Genomic DNA, 22262 nt, shown 5'->3' on the forward strand with positions numbered 1-22262 from the left:
GTCATCCTTTCGAAGGGTGCGTGGCGAACGGCACATCGTAGGGTGCCGGCGGCATCCCGCCGCGCCTGACCGGAATCGCCGCAAACGCGCGGCTGGTGCTGATTCCCTTACGCCGGGGCAGATCTTCGAGAATCAGGTCGGGAACGTTCTCCAAAAGCGCACGCAGCGCCGTTTCCATCATCGACAGGGTGAGGTTGGCGCCGAGGCATACGTGAGCACCCCAACCGAGGGCGAAGTGCGGATTCGGCGCTCGGTAGAGATCCAAGGAATCGGGTTCCTCGAACTGTCGGCCATCCCGGTTGGCGGATCCGAGCAGAAGAATCAAATTATCGCCGACCGCTATGGTCTGGCTGCCCACAGTGGTCTGAGCAGCGCAGCGGCGCGCGGTCACCTGCACCGGGCCGTCGTAGCGCAGGAGCTCGTCACATGCAGTGTGCCATTGATCAGCGGGAATAGCGGACAGGCCCCTGAGACGCGAGGGTTGCTGCAGGAGGGCCACCACCGCATTCCCGAGTGCTGCCGTTCCCGTGCCGTACGTCGAGAATATGATAAAACGCACGGTGTCATGGACGGACTCCATGTCGACCTGGATATTGTTCGCACCATTCAGGACATGGCCGAGGAGTCCGGGTTCGTGGTCTGCGAACCAGACGCTGATCACCTTTGATATACGTGCCCGGGCTTCGACCGCAGGAGAGATCACCTCCGGGCGCAGTCCGCCATCCATTGCTCGTTGAAGAGCGGTCGCGTCGTGATCGAATTCGTTGAACTGCGGGGCAGGGACACCTATCAGATCGCACAGGACCGCCAATGCGAAAGGCCCTATGAATTCGCGCATAACGTCGAATGATTCTTTACCTGAAAGGCCGAGGAGCAACTCGCGTGCCCGCTTCGCCATCAGGGATCGAAACTCGATCGTCTCGGCAGCGCGAAGCCCGGTGCGCACCAGGCTCCTATAGGGGAGACTCACTGGAGGATCAAGGCTCTGGATGCCGGGGGCATCGGCGTCGGCAGCGAACCCTCGATAGTCCGTCAGAATTCTTCGACAGTCATCGTATTGTGAGATGATCCAAGACTCCAAAGGCTCGAACCAGTGAACTGGTTCCACCTCCCTGAGCCTCCTGTACATCGAATACGGATCACTTTGGAACTCGCTTGAGAGTGGCTTGAATAGCTCGTCAGAAGTCACGATTGACACTCCACGGCTGCGGGTCGAGCAGCGGATTCGACGGCCGGAGGGTGGCCTTGCCTGAGGCAAGGCCACCCAGCTCATTGGTAATTACCACTTGTAAGCCATCTCGGCCTCCCCTCCATATACAACTTCCCTCTTTCCGTCTCGAGTCATCCATGCCTACGGCCACGGACACCCGAGAGGTCTCAATGGTTTCCGATGCGACTCACGCCGAGTCACACCGGGGTGAGGCGGCATCGATCCTCCGCACGCTTGAGCCAGGGTCTGTGATGTTCATGTTGGCGGCCGTCGGCCGGTGTATGCATCGCCAAGGTGGCTTCCGCGAGTGGCGATATAGAAAGCCGGAGCTTACTCAGGTCAGCCTGTGTAAAAGGCAGAGAGACTGTCAATTGGCTCATTCCTTGGATACGAGCCGCCCGACTCAGCCGACGTACTGGGAGGGCGAGAATGCCTTGTAGTAACCACCGTCGACCCACGTTCTATCTGGCCTCGGCGTTGCCGCGGCCCCGATCAGGCTGCCTCGGGTGGCCGTATGGAGTCTCGTTTCCCACAAGCCCCACACCCCGGTCGGCCCCTTCGCCTCACCGCGAATGTAGGGCCGGCGACGCATTGTGTGGAGTGTCTAGTTGCGCGGTGAAGCGTCCGGCCACCTCCCCTGGTTGCCTCAAGCGCGGAATCCCAAGGCATGCTCCGCACGCATTGCCCGCCCACTGGTCTTCGGCAGGCCCGCTACGGTGACGCTATGGATACGGGTCCGTCGGCCGTCCTAGATTCGTCCTAGTGCCAGGTCAGCCGGGGGATCGGCGCTGACCGTGAAGGCCAGGGGGGCACATGAGATTTGGCGTGCTGGTCCGATTAACGTGATCTTTAACCTGCGCGTTTCACTTGGGGCTGTGTCCGGATCATGATCGAGAACGCGAAAGTGCCTTCCGCCCGTACGTCCCATCCGCCGCGCACCGCCATGCTGGCCCTGGTGGCCGTCTACGCCGCCGGTTCGCTGGCGGGATACCTCCTGCCGAGCGTTGTCGAACGCCTGACCATTTGTCTGCGGCTGACGGCGACACAGGCTGGGGTCGTCGGCAGTGCGTTGTTGTTCGCCTCCGCCGGTACTGGTTTCGCCTTCGCCTCGCGGGTCGCCAGGATCGGCCCCAGGCGGCTGGCCAGAGCCGGGTTGTCGCTCGCCGCCGGTGGATTCGCCGTCGCCGCGTGCGCGGACTGCGCGCCGCTGGTGATGGTCGGAAGCATCGCCGGAGGATTCGGTTCCGGTGCCGCCACGGCGGTGGCCTCCGTCGACATCGCCGGGCGACCGGACCCGCAGCGCGCCTTGGTGCTGGGGCTGCTGGCCACTTCGGCCGCCGCGGCCGGGTTGTATCTGCTGCTGCCACGGCGGGGCGGCGGCCACCAGTTGCCGTTCGTCGCGCTTGCCTGCGTCACGGCGGGTGTGCTGCCCGCGGTACGGCGGCTGCCGACGATGGCCCAGCGTGCGGAGCGCCGGACGGAGACCAGCACCGGTCGGGTGGCGGGCCTGGTCTTGGTGGCCGCCACGCTGGGCTGGTCCGCGGTACAGACGGCGCTGTGGAGCGTCAGCAGTCGCATCGGCCTGGAACGGGTGGGGCTGTCCGAGGCCGCGTTGGGCGTCGTCTTCGCCCTGGCGCTCGGCGGTGGTCTGGCCGAGGTGGTCGGTGCGGGGGCGCTCGGCTCCCGGCTGGGGCGGGCGGTGCCAGTCGGGTTGGGCACCGCGGTCATCGCGGCCTGTGTCGCGGCCAGTTCGGCGACCCGGACGGCATGGGCGTTCACTGTGGGAGAGGTGGTGTGGAACACCGTCTACCCCGTTGTGTTCTCCCATCTGATCGGCATGGCCGCCGCCATCGGCGCCCATGGCCGGTGGGTGGTCTTCGCTGGCTCCGCGTCCTCGCTGGGCGTCGCGGGCGGACCGCTCACCGGAACGCTGTTGTCCACTCGCGCCGGATACCCCGCGATGGGCGCGGTCCTCGGGGCCACGCTGCTGTTGGCCGCGGTCCCACTGACCGCGGTGGCGCTGCTCGCCGACGGCTGGGTGCCACGGCGACGCATGGGCGACGCGGTCGGTCGGTGTGCCGTCGCGTTGCCGGAGCCCGAACTCTCCGGAGCCCTCGTCGCCAACCCGGTTCCGGTTGTGGAGATAGCGGAAATGGTCTGTGATGCGGGCGAGTTGGGCTTGCCTCTGGTAACGGCCACCCGACGGCCGCTCCGGAAGCGGTGCCGGGTACGCCGTCCACGGGACTGGTCCGTGCCCGGCGCCAGTACCGGGACGGTCCGCGGAAACGCCGTTGAACAGCGCATGTAGACAGCCAGCGGCCGACGCCGCCAGCCCGTCGCGTGAGCCTGCTCGCAGAGCAACGATCCCGACGCAAAGGGCACTTGGCGGCGACGCCGGTGCCCGAAGCGCTTTGCCTGTACATGACTACATCTTCAACTACCGGTCATCCGGGAGGACTTCACGAGTCATGACTCCCGTGCCTTACTAATGGGCGCTACGCGCGTTGCCCCCCTGCCGGACTACGTGAGGAGCCCCCCGGATGAGCGTCACCCGCCGCCTGAGACATGCCGTGGTAGCAGGCGCCACAGCCGCGGCCACCGTGCTCGTGCCCACCATCGCCCACGCCGCCAGCGCCTACTCGCTGGTGATCCTGCCGGACCAGGGCGAAAGCGCGATCTACGACTTCGTCAACTCGGCCACGAAGTCGATCGACGTCACCATCTACGAGCTGCGTGACACCACCCTGGTCAACGACCTGGTCAACAAGGAGAAGGCGGGCGTCCAGGTCCGCGTCATCCTGGACGCACAGCACACCTCCGTGAACGGCGCCGCCTACAGCGCGCTGTCCGCGGGCGGCGTCGGAGTCACCTACTCGTCCTCGGCCTACGTCTACACCCATCAGAAGACGATCACCGTCGACGGGGCCAAGTCCTACATCAGCACCGGGAACTTCGACACCACGTACTACAGCACTTCGCGTGACTACGGTGTCTTCGACAGCGACAGCAACGACGTCGCCGCGATCGAGCAGGTCTTCAACGCCGACTACGCGAAGACCTCGATCACCCCCTCCGACGGCGACGACCTGGTGTGGTCACCCACCGACTCACAGAGCCGTCTGCTGTCGCTGATCAACGGCGCGCAGCACAGTCTGGACGTCGAGGAGGAGGAGTTCGGCGACACCGCCCTGGTCAACGCCATTGTCGCCGACGCACAGCGCGGCGTGACCGTACGCGTGGTCGCGGAGAACCAGAACTCGAAGTACACCGGCGAGCTCAACCAGGTCACCGCCGCGGGTGGCAAGGTGACCACCTACACCAGCTCCACCGGGTTCTACATCCACGCCAAGGCGATCGTCGCGGACTACGGCACGTCCACCGCGAAGGTGTTCGCGGGCTCGGAGAACTTCTCCGACAACTCCCTCAACCACAACCGCGAGTTGGGTCTGATCACCACCGACGCGGGCGTGCTCAGCGGCATCGAGTCGACGTTCAGCGCGGACTTCAACCAGACCAGTAGCAGCAGCGTGACCGTGACCAACCCCGGTGACCAGACCAGCACGGTGGGCACCGCCGCCAGCCTGCAGATCGCGGCCACTGACACCGCGGGCGGCACACTCTCCTACGCGGCCACCGGTCTGCCCGCGGGTCTGTCGATCGACTCCTCGACCGGTGTGATCTCAGGTACGCCGACCACCGCGGGCACCTCGAACGTCACCGTCACGGCCACGGACTCCACGGGCCCGTCCGGTTCCACGTCCTTCACCTGGACCGTGAACCCGGCCGCAGGCAACACGGTCACGGTGACCAACCCGGGCAACCAGACCAGCACGGTGGGCACCGCCGCCAGCCTCCAGATCCAGGCGAGCGACTCGGCGTCCGGCCAGACCCTCAGCTACAGCGCCAGCGGCCTGCCCGCGGGTCTGTCGATCGACTCCGCGTCCGGCGCGATATCCGGTACGCCGACCACGGCGGGCACGTCCCAGGTCACCGTCACCGTCACCGATTCCACCCACGCCAGCGGCAGTGCCAGCTTCACCTGGACCGTCAACCCGTCGTCCAGCGGCTGCACGCCCGCGCAGTTGCTGGGCAACCCAGGATTCGAGACCGGCAGCGCGACACCTTGGACAGCGTCCTCCGGAGTGATCAACAACAGCAGCAGCGAGCCGCCGCACAGCGGCTCCTGGGACGCCTGGCTCGACGGTTACGGCACCACGCACACCGACACCCTTTCGCAGTCGGTCAGCATTCCCAGCGGTTGCTCCAGCTACCAGCTGAGCTTCTGGCTGCATGTCGACACGGCGGAGACCAGCACGACCACCGCCTATGACAAGCTCACCGTGCAGGTCCTGAACAGCTCGGGCACGGTGCTCGGCACGCTGGCCACCTTCTCGAACCTCGACCACAACACCGGCTACACCCAGCACACCATCGACCTGTCGGCCTACGCGGGACAGCAGATCACCCTGAAGTTCACCGGCAGCGAGGACAACGAGCTGCAGACCTCGTTCGTCATCGACGACACCGCCGTCAACGTCAGCTGAGCAGCGCGAACCGTGGTGCCCGTCCCGATCACGGGACAGGCACCACGGCCGTGGACCGCTGATATTCACGCGACACCCGCCCACGGCGCTGTTAGCTTCACGCCCATGGAACCACTCGGCGAGCACGACATACGCGCCTCGTTCGTCAACTGCTCGAAAGGCGAAACCCGCAGGATCAACCTACCGCGGGACCTGGCCGAACTCCCCTGGGACGACCTTGACTTCCTGGGCTGGCGCGACCCGGGAGCGCCGGACCGCGGATACCTCGTCACCCAGTACGAGGGGAAGACCGTGGGTATCACGCTGCGGGTTCCGCAGAGCGGCCCGAGGAGTTTCACCAAGACCACACTGTGCTCCCTGTGCATGACCGGCCACCCCGGATCGGGCGTCTCGCTGCTGGCAGCGCGCAAGGTCGGCGCCTCAGGACGTGAGGGAAACACCGTGGGCGCCTACATATGCGCGGACCTTGCCTGCCCGTTGTACGTACGCGGCAGGAAGATGTCGGCCCTGGTGAGCCGCTACCGCGAATCCCTCACGGTGGAGGAGAGGCTCGCCCGAATGCGCGGCAACCTCGATGACTTCCTACGGAAGGTCTTCGCGGGATAGCTCCCGGCGGCGCCTGTCAAATGCCCGACGCGGTACGGCGCTAGTGGACCATCCCATCGCCGATCACCGGCACCCCCTTGCGAAGATTCGCCATGAACCGCCGCAGAGCCGGGCGCGACTGGTCCGCGTCCGCATCGCCCTCCGTGGTCTGCGTGGCCTTCGCGGGTGCCGCCGACTCGGACTCCGCCGCCGGTCGGGCGCTCCCCGTACCCGGCACCGGACCCGGCTGCGCGCGCATCCGGAACCTGACCGGGAACGACCGCATTCCGCGTACATAAGTCGACGACCGCCACGGCAACTGGTCCACGGACACGTCGAGTTGCAGGTCGCAGCGCTCGAACAGGCGGCCCACCGCGGCGCTGACCATCATGTCCGCCAAGCCCCGGCCGGGGCACTGGTGTGGTCCGGCGCCCCAGGCGAGATGGGCGCGCGAACTCATCGTGGAGTCCTGGTTGACGGCGTCGGCGAACAGCGGATCGCCGTGCGCGGCGGCGATCGACGGCATGACCACATCGCCCGCGGCTACCCGGAAGCCACCGAGCGAGGTGTCGGCCACCGGGAAGCGGAAGGTGAGGTTGGACCACGGCGGCGACGCTATGTGCACCCGGTTGACCAGTTCACCGATCAACCCGGCCGCCAGGCTCGCCCGTGCCCCGCTGTTGCCGGTCAGCACCTCCAGTACGCCGTTGGTGATCGCATGGCTGGTGGTGTCGGCGATGGCGACCAGTATCGCGTACAGCTCCCGGCCGACCTGCTCCACCGTCAGCGAGGGCTCCGCGGCCAGGAGCCGACTGGTCAGGTCATCGCCGGGCTGGGACCGCTTGTGAGCGGCGAGTTCCGTCGTCGCGGTCACCAGCCGCTCGATGGCGTCCGCCGCGTCCGGACCGGAATCCATCATGCGCCAGGCGTCCATGAGGATCTCGTCGCCCTGCTCGACCTGGAAACCGAACAGCCTGTTGACCACCATCAACGGCAGTGGCCGGGCGAACTGGGCGCACAGGTCCACCCATCCGCTGCCACCGCCATCGGCGAAGACAGTGATCAACTCATCCACCTGCCGGGACACGGCGGACGCCAGCGCGCGGGCCTGCGGCTGCCGCGGATCCTGAAACGGCCTCAGCGCCGCGTCCACCGCGGCACGGGTCGTCGCCCGCCGTTGGTCGTCCTGGACCAGCAACTGGTCCACACCGTACGCGGGCAGCAGCGGCCAGTCGGACGGTATGCGGCCCTGTTGGAGCGCCCGCCAGTGCCGCACGTCCTTCTTCCACCGGCTCTCGTCGCGCAGCACCTCCAGCACCTCACGGAAGCCGAGCACCAGCCACACCGGGACTCCGAACAACTCCACCGGCGCCACCGGACCGTACCGCTCCCGCAACCGCTGGTAGACCAGTGCGGGACGAATGCCGAAGTCCCTGGTCATCAGCGGTTCGACGGGCAGAGACTCCAGCTGTGAGGAGGCCGCGGCGCTCGAAGCAGGAGGCACGTGCGATTCCATGGCCGGACAGACTAACCCTCGGTGACCGGAAGTGATAGACGCTCACCACAGGTTGGAGGCCCCTGGACCGGGTCCGATCGACGCACGTGGAGCGCCATGTGCCGTGATCCAGAACTTCACCGGTCCGTCACGATCACGGCCTTGTTGACGGGGACACGACCTCCCTAGGGTGTCAGGCACGCCGTCAATCCTGCCTGTCTGAAGGTCGTCCATGGCATTGCTCGCCCCCACCGGAGTGCTCGGCCGCCCAAGGACCGTCGCACCCGAGTCCTGGAACCGCTGGCTCGTACCGCCCGCGGCGCTCTGCATCCATCTGGCCATCGGCCAGGCGTACGCCTGGAGCGTCTTCAAACCGCCGCTGGAATCCTCGCTGCACCTGGACGGCACCGAGAGCGCGTTGCCGTTCCAGTTCGCGATCGTGGTGCTCGGGTTGTCGGCCGCGTTCGGCGGCACGCTCGTCGAACGCAACGGGCCGCGTTGGGCGATGGCGGTCTCCACCGTGTGCTTCTCTGTTGGGTTCCTGCTCGCCGCGTTGGGTGCGGTCAGCAGTCAGTACTGGCTGGTGGTGGTCGGCTACGGGATCGTCGGCGGGATCGGTCTGGGCATCGGCTACATCTCGCCGGTCTCCACGCTGATCGCCTGGTTCCCGGACCGGCCGGGACTGGCCACCGGAATCGCCATCATGGGCTTCGGCGGCGGCGCGCTGATAGCGTCCCCGTGGTCGTCCTGGCTGCTCACCGAGTTGGGCACCAAGCCGGACGGTATCGGCGCCACGTTCTTGGTGATGGGTCTGGTCTACGCGGTGTTCATGACGCTGGGCGTACTGCTGGTCCGTGTACCGCCGCCCGGCTGGCGGCCGCCCGGCTTCGAGCCCGCGGCGGTGGCGCCGCGCCCGCTGGTGACCACCGGGCATGTCTCGGCGCGCAACGCCGTTCGTACACCGCAGTTCTGGATGCTGTGGGTGGTGCTCTGCCTCAACGTCACCGCGGGCATCGGCATCCTGGAGAAGGCCGCTCCGATGGTGATGGACTTCTTCTCCGGCACCTCGGCACCGGTCAGCGCGGCCGCCGCCGCGGGCTTCGTCGCCCTGCTGTCGCTGGCGAACATGTTCGGACGCATCTTCTGGTCCGCGCTGTCCGACTTGGTGGGACGCAAGAACATCTACCGGTGCTACCTGGGCGCCGGGGCGCTGATGTACCTGCTGGTCGAACTGGTCGGCAACGGCTCCAAGCCGCTGTTCATCATCGCCGCGATGGTCGTGCTGTCCTGCTACGGCGGTGGATTCTCCACCGTACCGGCGTACTTGAAGGACCTGTTCGGCACGTACCAGATCGGCGCCATCCACGGACGGCTGCTGACCGCCTGGTCAGTGGCGGGTGTCGTCGGTCCGTTCATCGTCAACGCCATCGCCGACGCCGCGAAGCACTCCGGACACCACGGACCATCGCTCTACACCACCTCGTTGACCATCATGATCGCGCTCCTCGTGGTGGGCTTCGTCGCCAACGAGCTGATCCGCCCGGTCGACCCCCGCTTCCACGAGCCGCAGTCCACGCTGGAGCAAGCGACGAGGGGAGCCACCGCATGAAATCCCGTTCGACCGCGCTCATGGTCCTCAGCTGGACATGGGTGGGCCTGCCGTCCGCCTACGGCATCTACGAACTCGTACTGAAACTACGGCAACTCTTCTGAAGCCGACCCCGGCCCACAGCGGTTCGCGCTGTGGGCCGCGATCGTGCCGTGTCATGGTGCGCAAGGCTGAGTGCGCCGCAACGGGTTTGCCAAGATGGTTCGCAAGGACCGCCCACCTTCGCGACCACCGCAGTGGACCCGGGGGCCCGGCTGGTGACCGCGACAAGCTGGAAGACAGGGGAGAGCCCGAATGCCCGGACCGGCACCGTCATCCTCCGACACGTCCCGCAACGACAGAACGGCCCTGACGAACGTACGGGTCTTCGACGGCAGGGAACTACGCGGTCCCGCAACGGTCGTCATCGACGGTGACCGGATCGGCTCCGATCCCGCGGGCGCACGGGTGATCGACTGCGGCGGCGCCGTTCTGCTTCCTGGTCTGATCGACGCACACGTCCACTTGACGGGTGCTCAGAATCTGCGGCGGCTGTGTGGATACGGTGTGACGACGGCCCTGGACATGGCTGCCTGGCCCCCGGCCCTGGTGGACTCCCTGCGCGACATGCCGGGGCTGACCGACATCCGCAGTGCGGGCACCCTCGCCATCAGTGCGGGTGGCATGCACGCCAAGCTGGGCGGGATCCCCGAGGAGAGCATCGTGACCGGGCCAGCCGACGCCGAGCGGTTCGTGGCCGCCCGGGTGGCCGAAGGCTCGGACTACATCAAGATCGTCGCTGAGCGCCCCGGCGTCGAGGGCCTTGACCAGCCCACCCTCACTGCCTTGGTGGCGGCCGCCCACGCCCACGGCAAGGCGGTTGTCGCTCACGCGGCTGCCTTCGACGCCTACGCGATGGCGCAGGAGGCGGACGCCGACATCATCACCCACGCGCCGCTGGACCGAGCACTCGACTCCGAGGCCGTGGCCCGCATGGTCGCCGACGAGCGCGTCGCCGTTCCCACGCTCACCATGATGGAGACGATCGTCGAACGGGCGGGGGCCGCCGGCGTGGACTACGCCCCGGCACGCGCCAGCGTCACCGCCCTCTACCAGGCGGGCGTGCCCGTCCTCGCGGGCACCGACGCCAACACCACACCCGGCTCGCCCGCGAACGTCCCATACGGCACGAGCCTCCACCGCGAACTGGAACTCCTGGTGGATGCCGGACTGACCACCGTGGACGCGCTGCGCGCCGCGACCGAACTGCCCGCACTGCACTTCGGACTTCCCGACCGGGGCGCCATCGAACCCGGCCTACGCGCCGACCTCGTGCTGATCGACGGAGACCCCCTCGCGGACATCCGCGCCACTCGACACATCAAGCGCATTTGGTGTGGCGGCGTCGAACACGCCCCCGTGGGGTGGCCATAACCGCGATGCCGCCGGTTGGAGTCCAGCGCTTGGCAGGCGGGGAACCAGATGCCGTTCGCCGCGACACCGGCTCGCAGAAACCGACAGGGCTGAGCACGGCATCATGGAACCATGCGGACCCAACCTGTACTTGTCTACGACGGTGACTGCGGATTCTGTACGAGCTCTGTCACCTTCGCTGAGAGGCGGATTCGTCCCTCCTGCGGCATAACGCCGTGGCAGTTCGCGGAGCTTGACGCCCTCGGGGTCACACAGAGCCGGGCCGAGCGCGAACTGCTGTGGATCACTCCTCACGGAACGGTGTACGGCGGTGCGCAGGCCGTCGCGAAACTCCTGCTCAGCGCGCGCGGTGGCTGGGCCGTTCTGGGGGCCGTGCTCAGGCTGCCTCCGATTCGCTGGGTCGCGCACGGCGTCTACCGGATCATCGCCGACAACAGGGACCGGATGCCCGGCGGTACGGCAGCCTGCGCTCTGCCTGCCGACCAAAGACCGGGAGCCGCTGGCCGAACCTGACCTCGGCCGGTCCAGCGCCAAGCCCCCGGCCTGTCGGCCTCAGCCTCCGGCGTGTTGGTGCCTCGGGAACCACGGGTCGTCCGCCGTGACGTCCGCGGCGTTCACCAGGGCCACGCGGTGGTTGTACTGGATCGTGTAGAACTGCTCGGAGCCGGTCACGACCGTGTCCGGCGGGTTCTTGGCGAAGAAGTCATCGGCGTTCGCTGGGGGAGCGGTGGCCACGTAGGCCTGTCCAGCGGGCAACGGGTAGGAGCTGAGCGGCTTTTCGGTCGACGGATTGAGCCCCGGCGGGTATTCGGACGGCTGCGGGTAGCCTTCACCGTAGACGCCGACCGTGGACGCCGCACCGGCCGGAGTGATCACCGTGACGTCGCAGGCGCGAGTGGTGTTGCGCCCGTTGGGGTTGTAGAACCAGGCCTTCCGGCCGCTGAACCAGATCGCCGTCCAGGCACCGCGGCGTCCGGCGACGACGAACTGCTGGCCGGTGGAGACGGTGTCACCCCAGTCGTCGATCTCCGTGGTGCCGATGGAACCGGTGGTGGGATGGAGGTAGGGGTCGGTGACGAGCGGCGAGTCGGCGCTGGGTTGGGTGTGAACGTACAGGAAGTTCGACGCCTGGGTTTGATCGGTGCAGGTCGTGGTGGCGCCGGAGCCGTCATCGGCCGGGCAGACCGTTACCGTCTGGATGTTGTGGTCGAAGCTGGGAGTGATCGTCACGACCGAACCCACCGGACCGACTCCGCGCGGTCCCCAGTCAACGGGCGAGCCGACCAGCCGCATGAAGTACGCCCAGTCCCAGTAGGGTCCCGGATCCCAGTGCATGCCCGCCACGTGACCGTCCACCGGGCCCGGCACGTTGTCATGGCCGATGATGTGCTGGCGGTCCAGCGGGATGTCGTACTTCGCGGCCAGATAGCGCACCAGGTCCGCTGTCGCCTGGTACTGCTCCGGCGTGTACCAGGTGGCGCCGTGTGCGGCGAAGCCCTCGTGCTCGATGCCCACCGAGTGCATGTTGAACCAGTAGTTGCCCGCGTGGAACGCCAGGTCCTTGGTGGGCACCATCTGGGTCACCGCACCGTCAAAGGCACGCATGACGTAGTTCGCCGCCGCACCGTTGGCGGGGTTCTGGAAGGCGTCGATGGCCTGCTGGTAGGTGGTCTCGGTGTCATGGATGACGATGTACTGGACGCGCAGTCCGTCCGAGGTCCGGTTGGCGGGCTGGTAGTTCGTTGTCGCGGCCGGGATGAACTGGCAGTCCAGCTCGGCGGGGCAGTCGGTCGGCGGCGTGGCGGAAGCCCGCAGGTGCAGGCGCGCCAGCTGGCCGGTGGCCGGTTGCCCGGAGGTGGCGCGAAGCCGCATCTGCTGGCCGTCCGCCGTGGTGCGCTGGGCGCCGGTGCGGAGGGTCGCGTACACATCGTCGGCGAACCGCTTGGACGCGTTCGTGTCCGGTGAGTGGAGGTACCGTGCGACCGCCCCGTACCACTGGGCGGGGTCGGCCGGGGTGGCCCCGGTGAGCGCCTTCTCGTACGAGGCCAACAGGGCGGCGCCGCCACGGATGTTCTGGCGATCGTCGGTGCGCAACTGCGCTGCGGGTGCCTTGGTCAGTTCCGCGGCGGCCGTGAGGGTGTGCAGGGCCGGATCGTCGGCCAGCGTGGCGAGGTCGCCACGACCGGCGGCTCCCGACTGGCCGCTGGCCATCATGCTGGCTGTTACATCCGTGAGGTTCATCGGACCGTACCCACCCATGGTGCTGTACTGCCCGGCATGGCCCTCCCACAGCGACTCCCGGTAGGAGACACCGAGCAGGACGGGCAACGGTACGTGGAATTCGGCAGCGGCGGCGGCGAAATCCCGCTGCCTGCCGGTTGCCGTGGCGCCGCTGCTCGGCTGGGCCGTCGCCTGTGGCGGGAGGCAGACCAGACCTGACAGTGGCAGCGCGGTGCAGATGGCGATCGCCGATGCCCATCGCCGTGATCTTCGCCCACTCAAAGCGCGGCCCTTCGATGGAGTAGTGGTAATCGCGGCACGGCGCCGCGGGCGCCCGTCGGGTGACTGCTCACCTCCTCCTCACCGCCACCGCCCGGGTGGCCGCCACCAGCTTGACGCCATGTCACCACTTCATCAATGCCACCAGGAGGGCCGCCTGGCAACCACCGCGACATCAAAAGGGCGTTGAGTACTGCTTTCGATGCGACCCGTCAGCGCTGTCTCACGAAACCGGCGCACACGTCGGAACCGTCGTGACGAGCTGTCCGGCCGCGAAGACGTGCTGGATCCGGCGCAGGGCGCCCAGCTCTTGCAGCGGGTTGCCGTTGACGACCGGGCGATGTCAGCGGCGCGGTCGCGGTGAGAGGAGGAGCGCTTGCGGGTACGGCAGAGTGGTGGGCTACAACTGCCGTAGGGCAGGCAGCAGTTCCTTCTCCGCCCAGTCGAAGAAGGGCAGTTGACTGTCCCCGCCGATCTGGACCAGGGCGACCTCCGTGAATCCGGCGTCCACGTAGGGCCGTACCGCCTGCACGAACTCGTCCACGTCGGCTCCGCACGGGATGGCCGAGGCCACGTCTTCCGGTCGCACATGGGCGTTGGCGGCGGCGAAGGCCGCGGGGCCCGGGAGTTCGGCGTTGACCTTCCAGCCACCGCCGAACCAGCGGAACTGGTCATGCGCGCGGTGTACGGCGGCTGGACGGTCCGGGTCGTAGCAGATCGGTAGTTGCCCGACCCGTGGTTTGCCGGTGCCGCCGTGCCCGTCGAAGGCGGTGAGCAGCTCTGCCTTCGGTTCGACGGCGATCACCAGGTCGGCGAGTTCTCCGGCGAGTTCGCAGGAGCGGGGGCCGGAGACCGCGATGCCGATCGGCGGCGGCTGTTCGGGCAGGTCCCACAGCTTGGCGGACTCGACGTCGAAGTGTTCGCCGCGGTGGTTGACGTATCCGCCCGCGAAGAGGGCACGGATGATGTGTACGGCCTCGGCCAGCATGTCCTGTCGGACGGCGGCGGATGGCCAACCACCGCCGATGACATGCTCGTTGAGGTTCTCTCCCGAACCGAGGCCGAGCCGGAACCGGCCCTCGGACAGCAACTGCACGGTCGCCGCCTTCTGCGCCACGACAGCGGGATGGTAGCGCAGCGTCGGGCAGGTCACATAGGTCATCAACGGGATCCGTTCGGTGGCCTGCGCAGCCGCGCCGAGCACACTCCAGGCGTAGGGGGCGTGGCCCTGGGAGTCCAGCCATGGGAAGTAGTGGTCTGAGATGACCGAGAAGTCAAAGCCCGCCTGCTCCGCCCGGACCACATGGTCCACCAGTTCCCGGGGACCCGCTTGCTCTGTCATCATCGTGTAACCGATCTGCACCATATGGCACGCTTTCCCGATCGATTCCGCGACTAACGTGTGTCCGATCGTTCGCCGGGGGGCGTGACACGATCAGCTCAGGAGCAGGCACCGGCCATCGTGACCGCCCGCCCCGCACGGAGCGCCAGCGAGCCGAACCGCCCCGGAAGGATCCCCGGAAGATTTTTTCGGGAAGCTGTCGATCCGGACCCCTCCCGTTCGACGCAAGGGTGAGAGGCGGGGAAGAAGTCACCGCCCTTCCGACTGAGGAGCCACCATGCCGCGGTATCTGTCACTGATCCGTATCGACGAGCAGAACCACCCCATCAACAGCGCCACCCCCGAGTTCGGTGAGCGCATGGGCGCACTGCTGGAGGAGATCACCAAGGCCGGGGTGATGCTGGACACCGCCGGGCTCACCCCTACCTCCGAGGCCACCCGCCTGACCTGGTCCGGTGGCCGCATCAACAGCACTGACGGTCCCTTCACCGAGAGCAAGGAGGTCGTCGGCGGCTACGCCATCCTTCAGGTGAAGGACAAGGCCGAGGCCCTGGAGTGGACCAGGCGGTTCCTGGAGGCGCACGACGAGCAGATGACGGTCACCGCGGAGCTCCGCGAGATCGCCGAGCGCTGACCCGCGGTGTTTGCCTTCGCCTCGACGGTGCCACCCGGCGTGGCGCCGTCGAGGCGGCTGATGTCATCCGCCGCGCTGGCCTCACCACCCCCGCTGGCGGTTGTCCTGGGCCGCCTTCTCAAGCCTGCTTACCCGACGTTGCCGCTCCGTCGCCAGTTCCTGCAGCGCGTCGTCCACCGCGTCGAGCACCGTGAGCACTGACTCGTCGGTGACACCGGGGGAGTCCGCGCTGGCCTCGCCGTGGACTCCGATCGCCGCAGCGAGTGCGACGAGGACCGGCTCGTCCGACGCCCAGCGGTCATCCGCCCGGCGGCGGGCAGGCGAGTCGACCAGCGTCAGCCGGGTGGACTGGACGAGCAGCCAGCGGTGGCGCCGTTGCCGGGTGATCTGACCTTCCGCCTCGAAGTCAGCCAGATAGGCCGAGGACAGATCGCGACCCCTGCGCCACAGCCAGTCACTGACCGACTCATACGGTGCGTCCCGTACCAGCGACGACGCTGCCTGTTCCAGCAGGCGATCGGTGAACGTCGGCTGGTAGAGCGGCACGATGCGGTCGCCGTCCAGGCTGACGGCCTGTGCCGCCAGCAGGTCGATCACTTCGGCCCCGGCGAGTGCGAGCGACAGATCGCCCCTTTCCACCGGGCGATCGGATGCGATGTCCATGGAAACGATGAACAGGTCCCGGGGTGTGGTCATGAACGTCTCCACCTGACGGGCGCCGCGGGCGCCGGGAGAACCAGCAAGCCAGCCTGCCCGGCCATTGTCGCTCCAGGAGCCCTGGCCTGCCAGTGACGAGCGACTGCCCGCCAACCGGCAGGCCACCGGGTAGGTCAGGCCGCCGCCTGCCGTACGGCTGCCGATGCCAGGCCCCTGATGATGGGATGCGGGCGGGTGCCGTCGCCGTGCAGTTCCGGCTGGAACAAGGTGGCCAGGAAGAACGGGTGCTCGGGGAGTTCGGCGATCCGGACGTCGCCTGCCTCGTCGGTGCCGGTGAAGCGCAGGCCGTGACGGCGCAGCGTGTCCAAGTACCGCGGGTTGGGGCCGTAGTTGCAGTGGTAGCGTTCCAAGGTCCGTTCGGTGCCTATCAGTTGGCCTGCCTGCGAGCCGGGGGTGACCAGGACCGCCGCCTCATGGCCGACCAGGGAGCAGGCGAGTGGGACGATCAGCGCCTCCTCGGTGCTGGACCGCGCCGTGTTCTCGGCGTGTACGACCTCGCCGAGACCGCAGACATCGCGGGCGTACTCAAGCAATGCGTGTTGGAAGCCACCACAGGTACCGAGGAAGGGGATGCCCTTCTTGCGTGCCGTACCGATGGCCGCGAGCACGCCCGCCTCGCTGCGGTACGGGCTGCCCGGCAGGACCCACACGGCGTCGAAGCCCTCGACTCCGCCGGACTCGGCCGTTTCGGCCTCCTCGGTCGGGATCCAGTAGGCGTCGAGGTCCAGGCCGTCGCGGTCGCGCAGGGCGTCCAGCAGTGCGGGGATACGGGCGTGGGAACGGACTTGGGGAGAGCGGTCGCCGACCAGGGCGATACGTGCGGTGTGCGTCATGGACCCATCGTCGGCGGCAACGGCCCATCACGTCCAACGATGATTCATGCATCATCCATTAGCGATACTGATGCCCGTGGACCCACATCTCCTCCGTACCTTCGTCGCGGTCATCGAGCACCGTTCGTTCTCCGCCGCGGCTCAGGGCCTCGGCTATACGCAGTCGGCCGTCTCGCAGCACATCGCGGCCCTCGAATCCGATCTCGGCACCCAACTCGTGGAACGGCGACCGGTCGGGCCGACGGTCGCGGGTGAGCGGCTGATGGAACACGCCCGGCCGTTGCTGCTGCGCCTGGACGCGGCCCGTGCGGACATCGCCCGACTCCAGCAGGTGCGGCCAGCACGGCTGACCGTCGCATGCGCTCCCGCCACGCTCACCCCCGCACTCACCAAGGCGCTGGCCCATGTGCGCGCGACCACTCCGGCGCTTGCGGTGGCCGTGCGGGTCCGTGGCCGGGACGATGCGGTGCGGGAGGTACTGACCGGCGCGGCCGACGTGGCCCTGGTGGATGGCGTCGCCGCTCCCAGCGATCCGCTGCCGCTGCCGGACGCGGGCCCGATGACCACCCTCGCGGTTGCCGAGGAACCTCTCGCACTCCTGCTGCCCGCCGACCATCCACTGGCCCGGCGCCGTTCACTGCGCCTACCGGACCTCGCGGACGCGCACTGGCTCGACGCTCCCGAGTTGGCCGTCCCTCTCGGCCAACTCCGTGCCGTCGCCCGCTCGGACGGCTTCGCTCCCCACGTCACCTACGACGGCACCGACATACGAGGCCTCGCGGCACTGGTGGCAAGCGGCCACGGCCTCGCCGCCCTCCCCCTACCGTCAACCACCGGCCTCCCGGGCACGGCCGCGGTTCGCATCGGGGCACCGAGACTGGTGCACCGTACGGAAGTTGTCCACCCGCGAACTCCAACCTCCGCCGTCCGCGCTCTGGTTGCCGCTTTGAACGGCTGACCGCCCCAACACCAGCCCGGCGCCAGGTCCTCGGCACCGGGCTACGGCCGGACGCCCTGCGCGCTGCCCTGGCCGCCCGCCGCACCGCCGAAGACGAGGCCGCCGCGGCGTACGATCCCTTCGCCGACTGGGACGTGTTCGGTGACGGTGCCGTTTGCATCCACGAGGACTGCCTCGTGGATGCCTGCGGCGACCAGGCGGGCTGAGGAGATCGCGTTGTCGAACGACGGTGGTAGCCGATCGATGTACTGGCCCGGTGTCACGATCATCGACCTGCCGCGGAACGCGCAGTCGATGAACAACTCCAGGTGCATCTTGGTTCTGTTGACCACCGAGGTGGTCAATCCGGCGTGCCAGTCGTAGCTGTTGAGCGAGGCGACGGACTCGTTGGCGATGACCGTCTGCCCCACCGTTGGACCGGCCCCGTCGGGGCAGGGTGCGTTGTAGTTCGCGTGCTCGTAGAGGGCGTAGTAGCCCTCAGGACAGGTGTCCCGGCCAGCGGTCTGGACGCACTGCACGGGCATGGCGAGCTCCTGGGATGTTGGTGACTTCGCTGAAGCACTCACGAATGGCCGGGTGGCCCTTCCGCCCCGCTCCAACTCTCGCCGAGGAACTTCCCGGCGGCGAGGAACACTCGTCCAATCGGGGGATGCGTTCGGTGGCAGCCCCACGACGGCCCCGCCGCACACGGCGGGGCCGTCCCCGTTGCCGTTACTCCCTTGGAGTGTTTCTGGGGAGTAAAGATGACGGGATTTACCGTGCGTGGCAGGCGGCGTGTTGTGGTGCCATGGTGCGCGCTGAATCCGGGTGTTCTCACATGGGAGGGGACTGTCATGAACCTGGCTTTCCGACGGCGTCGTAGGCTGCTCGCCTGTGCCGCCCTCTCCACAGCGCTGGCCTTCGCGCCTGCCCTGGGCACGTCGGCGACCGGGTCCACCGGCTCCGCGCGCGCCTTATCGACCTCGCGGACCGAGCCGCAGCGCGCACGGCAGGCGGACCCGGTGTTCGCCGCTCCGGTGAGTACCAGCGAGTGCCGAAAGCGGATCGGCCGCGGTTGCTACTCGCCATTGCAGTATCGCGCCGCGTACGACTTGGCGCCGCTCTTCGCCAGGGGAATCACCGGCGAGGGGCGCACCATCGTCATCGTTGACTCGTTCGGTTCGCCCACCTGCCAGCACGACCTGGATGTCTTCGACCGGCAGTGGGGACTGCCGCACACCGCGGTGGACGTGGTCAAGTGGGGCAACGTACCGCCGTTCAACCCCAAGGACCCCGACCAGAACGGCTGGGCGGACGAGACGACGTTGGACATCGAGGCCGCCCACACCATCGCGCCCGGCGCGCGCATCGTGCTCGTGGAGACCGCCGTCGCGGAGACCGAAGGCCCCGTCGGAGTACCGGAGATGATGAGCGCGATCAACCATCTCGTCAACGAAGGCAAGGGCGATGTGGTCTCGATGAGTTGGGCCACCAGCGAAGCGGAGTTCCCCGGCTTCGCCCAGGGCGACTACACCAGTTTGACCACGCTGCGGTACGCCTTCGCCAACGCGGCCCGGCACGGCGTCACCCTCACCGCCAGCTCCGGCGACGGCGGCGGGCACGCCAACCGGCTGGACGCCGCCTGGCCCGCGGGCGACCCGCTGGTCACCGCCATCGGTGGCACCGAACTCCACCTGGACGACGCAGGCAAACGCCTCGCGCCCGACAGTGCCTGGGCAGGCAGCGGCGGAGACCACTCAAAGGTCTTCGACCGGCCCTCCTACCAGAACCCCGTGCGCAAGGTCGTCGGCGCACACCGCGGCACTCCCGACATCAGCATGGCCGCATCCCCCAACGGCGCCCTGTGGCTGTACTCCAGCTATGACCCGGCCCGGGTCGGCTGGACCGCGGGCGGCAACGGCACGAGTGAGGCGTCGCCGCTGTTCGCTGGGATCGTGGCGTTGGCCGACCAGGCCGCCGGGCACCGCCTCGGTGTCATCGACGGGCTCCTGTACCGGCTCTACGGCCACCGCGGGAGCGGCATCGTGGACGTGACCACCGGTCGCACCGGTACCAGCGGCTTCTCCGCCGGACCCGGATACGACCAGGCGACCGGTCTCGGCACGGTCGACGCCGACTTGCTGGTGGGCGCTTTGGCCCGACAGTCGGCACGTTGATCGCGCCGCTGCCGCTGCCTTCCTGGCCGACGCCCGCGAACCAGCACGTCAACCAGAGGGTTGTCCCGTTCATCCCAGCAGAGGTCGCTGTTCCACAACGAACCGACAGCCTCGGGTGACAGCCGCGTGCGGTCGTCGTCCCCCGTACGAACGGTGTGCGCAGGCCGGTCGCCTGGGCCTCGTCGAAGCCGTCCACATCCGCCGTGCGTTGGCGGATCCGGACGGCTACGTGGCATGACCTCGGCCATCAACCTTGTGTTGATGCGTTCCAGCAGGCATGATGCGCGCACAGCCCGGCCGTTGCACTACGGCGCGGAACTGGGGCTGGAGCGTGGCCAGTTGCCGTCCGTGTGGTGTGGGCCACGCCCCACTCCGTTCCCGCGCCGAAGTCCCGTCCGGGAGTGGGACATTGCTGGCGGCGGTGAGGAACTTCGGGTGCGCGGCAGGCCGCTGTGTACGCGAAGTGTGGTAAACCGCCGTAAGGTGTCCGCCAGTGGGTGCGCGGTCGTGGCCCTGCCTGTGTGGACAAGGCGCCATGAACGAGTGCACGCGAAGGGGGGCACGGGTTCCCGCCGTGGACGGCGCGGACCCGCGTTGACAACCGCTACGAACGAATGAGGAACACAACGGTGGCAGCCACCTTCGACACACATGACGGTATTGAAACCACGATCTCGTTGCTGCAGGCCGAGCTTCCCCGGTTGCAGGAACAGCACCAGACGCTGGAGAAGCAACTGACGGCGGTCACCGAAAGGGAGACGGCGGTCCGCGAAGCGCTGCGCAGCCTCCAGACGTTGGCTTCCGCCGCACCGGTGCCTGAAGTGACCGCTGACTTGCAGAAGGCAGCCGTGGAGGCGCAGGTCACGGCAGTGGAGGAAGAGCCGCGAGAGGTCTCGGTGCCCGCGCCGCGGCAGGCCCAGGAGCAGACCGTCGAGGCCGCCGAACAAGCCCCGGCCAAGGCCAAGAAGGCCAGCGCTCCCACCAAGGCACGGCGGGCCGCCGGGCGGGCCCGGAAGAAGGCGGTGAAGGCGGTTAAAACCGCTCCGGCCGCCAAGAAGGCTCCGGCCAGCAAGCGCACCCGCGGATTGAGCGAGAGCATCGTGACCTGCCTGGGCGAGGCCGACGGTCCGCTGCGGGCCGGTGAGGTCAACGAGGCCCTGGGCCGGGAGAACACCTCGGGCAGCGTCAACTCGGTGCGCACCGCGCTGGAGCGGCTGGCGGCCGCGTCCCGTGTGCAGCGCGCGGGCCGCGGGCTGTACCAGATCGCCAAGGGCTGACGACCTCCAGCGACACACGCCATCGCAGGGTGTGGCGCGAGGGCACTGGCCATCGCGGCCGGTGATGGCTTTGAGCCGGTGATGGACAGGGCGGCATGGTCGTGCCGTATCCCATGTCGCCCTGTCGGAACGAAGGCGGCCGAACTCCCACACCCGTCTGGCGACTTCGGACGCACCACGACGTACCGGCAACGCCATGTCCGATCACCGCCAGCGCTGATCACCCCAACGCGGCAGGGTGGCCAGTGGTAGCAGTCAACACACCACTGGAAGCGAGCCCCACGCGTGAGCCCCGCCGTACCGCACCGCGAGATGGAACCGGCGATCTTGTACTTCGGAACGCCGGTCGTCCTCATCAGCACGCTCAACCCCGACCGGACCCCCAATCTCGCCCCCATGTCCTCGGTGTTCTGGCTGGGCTGGCGCGCGATCCTGGGCATGGCGACGAGCTCGCAGACCGTACAGAACCTGCGGCGGACCGGTGAGTGCGTACTCAACCTGCCGTCCGTTGCCCAGGCCGTGGCCGTCGACCGCCTGGCGCGCACCACCGGCGCCGACCCGGTTTCCCCGGCCAAGCGACGTAGGGGCTACCGCCATGAGCGGGACAAGTTCGGCACCGCTGGACTGTCACCCGTGGCGTCCGCGACAGTCGGGCCACCGCGCGCCCTTGAGTGTCCCGTGCATCTGGAGGCGGTGCTGGAGGCCGTGCACCCGTTGGCGGCGGACGACGAGCGGCTGCACGGCCAGATCGTCACCATGGAGGTGCGGGTGCAGAAGGTCCATGTGCACCCGGACATAGCGATGGACGGTACAGCTGACCGCATCGACCCCGACAAGTGGCGGCCGCTCATCATGAGCTTCCAGAAGTTCTACGGCGTCGGCCCGCAGGTGCACCCGTCCACGCTCGCCCAGATCGACGAGGAGCTCTACCGCAGCCCCGACACCGAGCGCGCGCGTATGGCCCCGGTGAGGGGCGCCCTGCGTTAGCCC

The 22262-nt window shown here is 68.0% G+C and carries 19 protein-coding genes; 12 read left to right on the forward strand and 7 right to left on the reverse strand.

The genetic code is table 11. The features are described from left to right. Window position 1 precedes the first annotated feature (1 nt). Entirely contained in the window at window positions 2-1189 is a 1188-nt protein-coding gene (locus NON19_RS33285) for a cytochrome P450 (protein ID WP_255924924.1), read from the reverse strand. Between the two features lie 907 nt (window positions 1190-2096). On the opposite strand from NON19_RS33285, the gene NON19_RS02885 reads away from it, so the two are divergent. From NON19_RS02885 to NON19_RS02895, 3 genes are all read left to right on the forward strand, one after another. Next, a complete protein-coding gene (locus tag NON19_RS02885; RefSeq protein ID WP_255924925.1) occupies window positions 2097-3518 on the forward strand; it encodes an MFS transporter in 1422 nt (473 codons plus the stop codon). Between the two features lie 232 nt (window positions 3519-3750). Then, window positions 3751-5754: a putative Ig domain-containing protein gene (locus NON19_RS02890; RefSeq protein ID WP_255924926.1), complete on the forward strand. Its 2004-nt coding sequence runs from the start codon at window positions 3751-3753 to the stop codon at window positions 5752-5754. A 105-nt stretch (window positions 5755-5859) separates the two neighbouring features. Further along, entirely contained in the window at window positions 5860-6360 is a 501-nt protein-coding gene (locus NON19_RS02895; protein WP_255924927.1) for an FBP domain-containing protein, read from the forward strand. 40 nt (window positions 6361-6400) lie between these two features. Here the strand turns inward: NON19_RS02895 and NON19_RS02900 are convergent, their stop codons facing one another. Next, complete coding sequence (locus NON19_RS02900; RefSeq protein ID WP_255924928.1) at window positions 6401-7855, reverse strand: cytochrome P450; 1455 nt, start codon at window positions 7853-7855, stop codon at window positions 6401-6403. Window positions 7856-8066: 211 nt separating this feature from the next. On the opposite strand from NON19_RS02900, the gene NON19_RS02905 reads away from it, so the two are divergent. The 4 genes from NON19_RS02905 (at window position 8067) to NON19_RS02915 (ending at window position 11369) form a co-directional block, all read left to right on the forward strand. Beyond that, window positions 8067-9443 (forward strand): L-lactate MFS transporter, encoded by a 1377-nt coding sequence (locus NON19_RS02905; protein WP_255924929.1) that lies wholly within the window; start codon window positions 8067-8069, stop codon window positions 9441-9443. Then, window positions 9440-9547: an MFS transporter small subunit gene (locus NON19_RS33885; RefSeq protein WP_443729329.1), complete on the forward strand. Its 108-nt coding sequence runs from the start codon at window positions 9440-9442 to the stop codon at window positions 9545-9547. Before NON19_RS02905 ends, NON19_RS33885 begins: the two co-directional genes overlap by 4 nt. Before the next feature lie 190 nt (window positions 9548-9737). Continuing rightward, a complete protein-coding gene (locus tag NON19_RS02910; RefSeq protein ID WP_255924930.1) occupies window positions 9738-10856 on the forward strand; it encodes an amidohydrolase family protein in 1119 nt (372 codons plus the stop codon). A 111-nt stretch (window positions 10857-10967) separates the two neighbouring features. Further along, the gene (locus NON19_RS02915; protein WP_255924931.1) at window positions 10968-11369 is read left to right on the forward strand and encodes a thiol-disulfide oxidoreductase DCC family protein; all 402 of its coding nucleotides are present in this window, start codon (window positions 10968-10970) and stop codon (window positions 11367-11369) included. A 39-nt stretch (window positions 11370-11408) separates the two neighbouring features. On the opposite strand, the gene NON19_RS02920 is transcribed toward NON19_RS02915, so the two are convergent. Both NON19_RS02920 and NON19_RS02925 read right to left on the reverse strand, forming a co-directional pair. Beyond that, complete coding sequence (locus NON19_RS02920; protein WP_372513975.1) at window positions 11409-13358, reverse strand: N-acetylmuramoyl-L-alanine amidase; 1950 nt, start codon at window positions 13356-13358, stop codon at window positions 11409-11411. Between the two features lie 397 nt (window positions 13359-13755). Further along, entirely contained in the window at window positions 13756-14721 is a 966-nt protein-coding gene (locus NON19_RS02925) for an LLM class F420-dependent oxidoreductase (RefSeq protein ID WP_255924933.1), read from the reverse strand. A gap of 253 nt (window positions 14722-14974) precedes the next feature. On the opposite strand from NON19_RS02925, the gene NON19_RS02930 reads away from it, so the two are divergent. Beyond that, complete coding sequence (locus NON19_RS02930) at window positions 14975-15331, forward strand: YciI family protein (RefSeq protein WP_255924934.1); 357 nt, start codon at window positions 14975-14977, stop codon at window positions 15329-15331. Between the two features lie 81 nt (window positions 15332-15412). Here the strand turns inward: NON19_RS02930 and NON19_RS02935 are convergent, their stop codons facing one another. Next, the gene (locus NON19_RS02935; protein WP_255924935.1) at window positions 15413-16027 is read right to left on the reverse strand and encodes a GOLPH3/VPS74 family protein; all 615 of its coding nucleotides are present in this window, start codon (window positions 16025-16027) and stop codon (window positions 15413-15415) included. A 134-nt stretch (window positions 16028-16161) separates the two neighbouring features. Next, window positions 16162-16881 (reverse strand): CTP synthase C-terminal region-related (seleno)protein, encoded by a 720-nt coding sequence (locus NON19_RS02940; RefSeq protein WP_255924937.1) that lies wholly within the window; start codon window positions 16879-16881, stop codon window positions 16162-16164. A 76-nt stretch (window positions 16882-16957) separates the two neighbouring features. Here NON19_RS02940 and NON19_RS02945 point away from each other — a divergent pair, with 76 nt between their 5' ends. Next, the gene (locus tag NON19_RS02945) at window positions 16958-17839 is read left to right on the forward strand and encodes a LysR family transcriptional regulator (RefSeq protein ID WP_255924938.1); all 882 of its coding nucleotides are present in this window, start codon (window positions 16958-16960) and stop codon (window positions 17837-17839) included. A gap of 41 nt (window positions 17840-17880) precedes the next feature. Here NON19_RS02945 and NON19_RS02950 read toward each other — a convergent pair whose 3' ends face one another. Beyond that, window positions 17881-18363 carry a peptidase inhibitor family I36 protein gene (locus tag NON19_RS02950; protein ID WP_255924939.1) on the reverse strand — a complete coding sequence of 161 codons (483 nt, stop codon included), beginning with the start codon at window positions 18361-18363 and terminating at the stop codon, window positions 17881-17883. Window positions 18364-18672: 309 nt separating this feature from the next. Here NON19_RS02950 and NON19_RS02955 point away from each other — a divergent pair, with 309 nt between their 5' ends. From NON19_RS02955 to NON19_RS02965, 3 genes are all read left to right on the forward strand, one after another. Beyond that, window positions 18673-19995, forward strand: a complete 1323-nt coding sequence (locus NON19_RS02955; protein WP_255924940.1) for a S53 family peptidase — start codon at window positions 18673-18675, stop codon at window positions 19993-19995. A gap of 629 nt (window positions 19996-20624) precedes the next feature. Then, window positions 20625-21272: a hypothetical protein gene (locus tag NON19_RS02960; protein WP_255924941.1), complete on the forward strand. Its 648-nt coding sequence runs from the start codon at window positions 20625-20627 to the stop codon at window positions 21270-21272. 285 nt (window positions 21273-21557) lie between these two features. Then, window positions 21558-22259 (forward strand): flavin reductase family protein, encoded by a 702-nt coding sequence (locus NON19_RS02965; protein ID WP_255924942.1) that lies wholly within the window; start codon window positions 21558-21560, stop codon window positions 22257-22259. Window positions 22260-22262 lie beyond the last annotated feature (3 nt).

The organism is Streptantibioticus rubrisoli (assembly GCF_024436055.1).
Lineage (GTDB): Bacteria > Actinomycetota > Actinomycetes > Streptomycetales > Streptomycetaceae > Streptantibioticus_A > Streptantibioticus_A rubrisoli.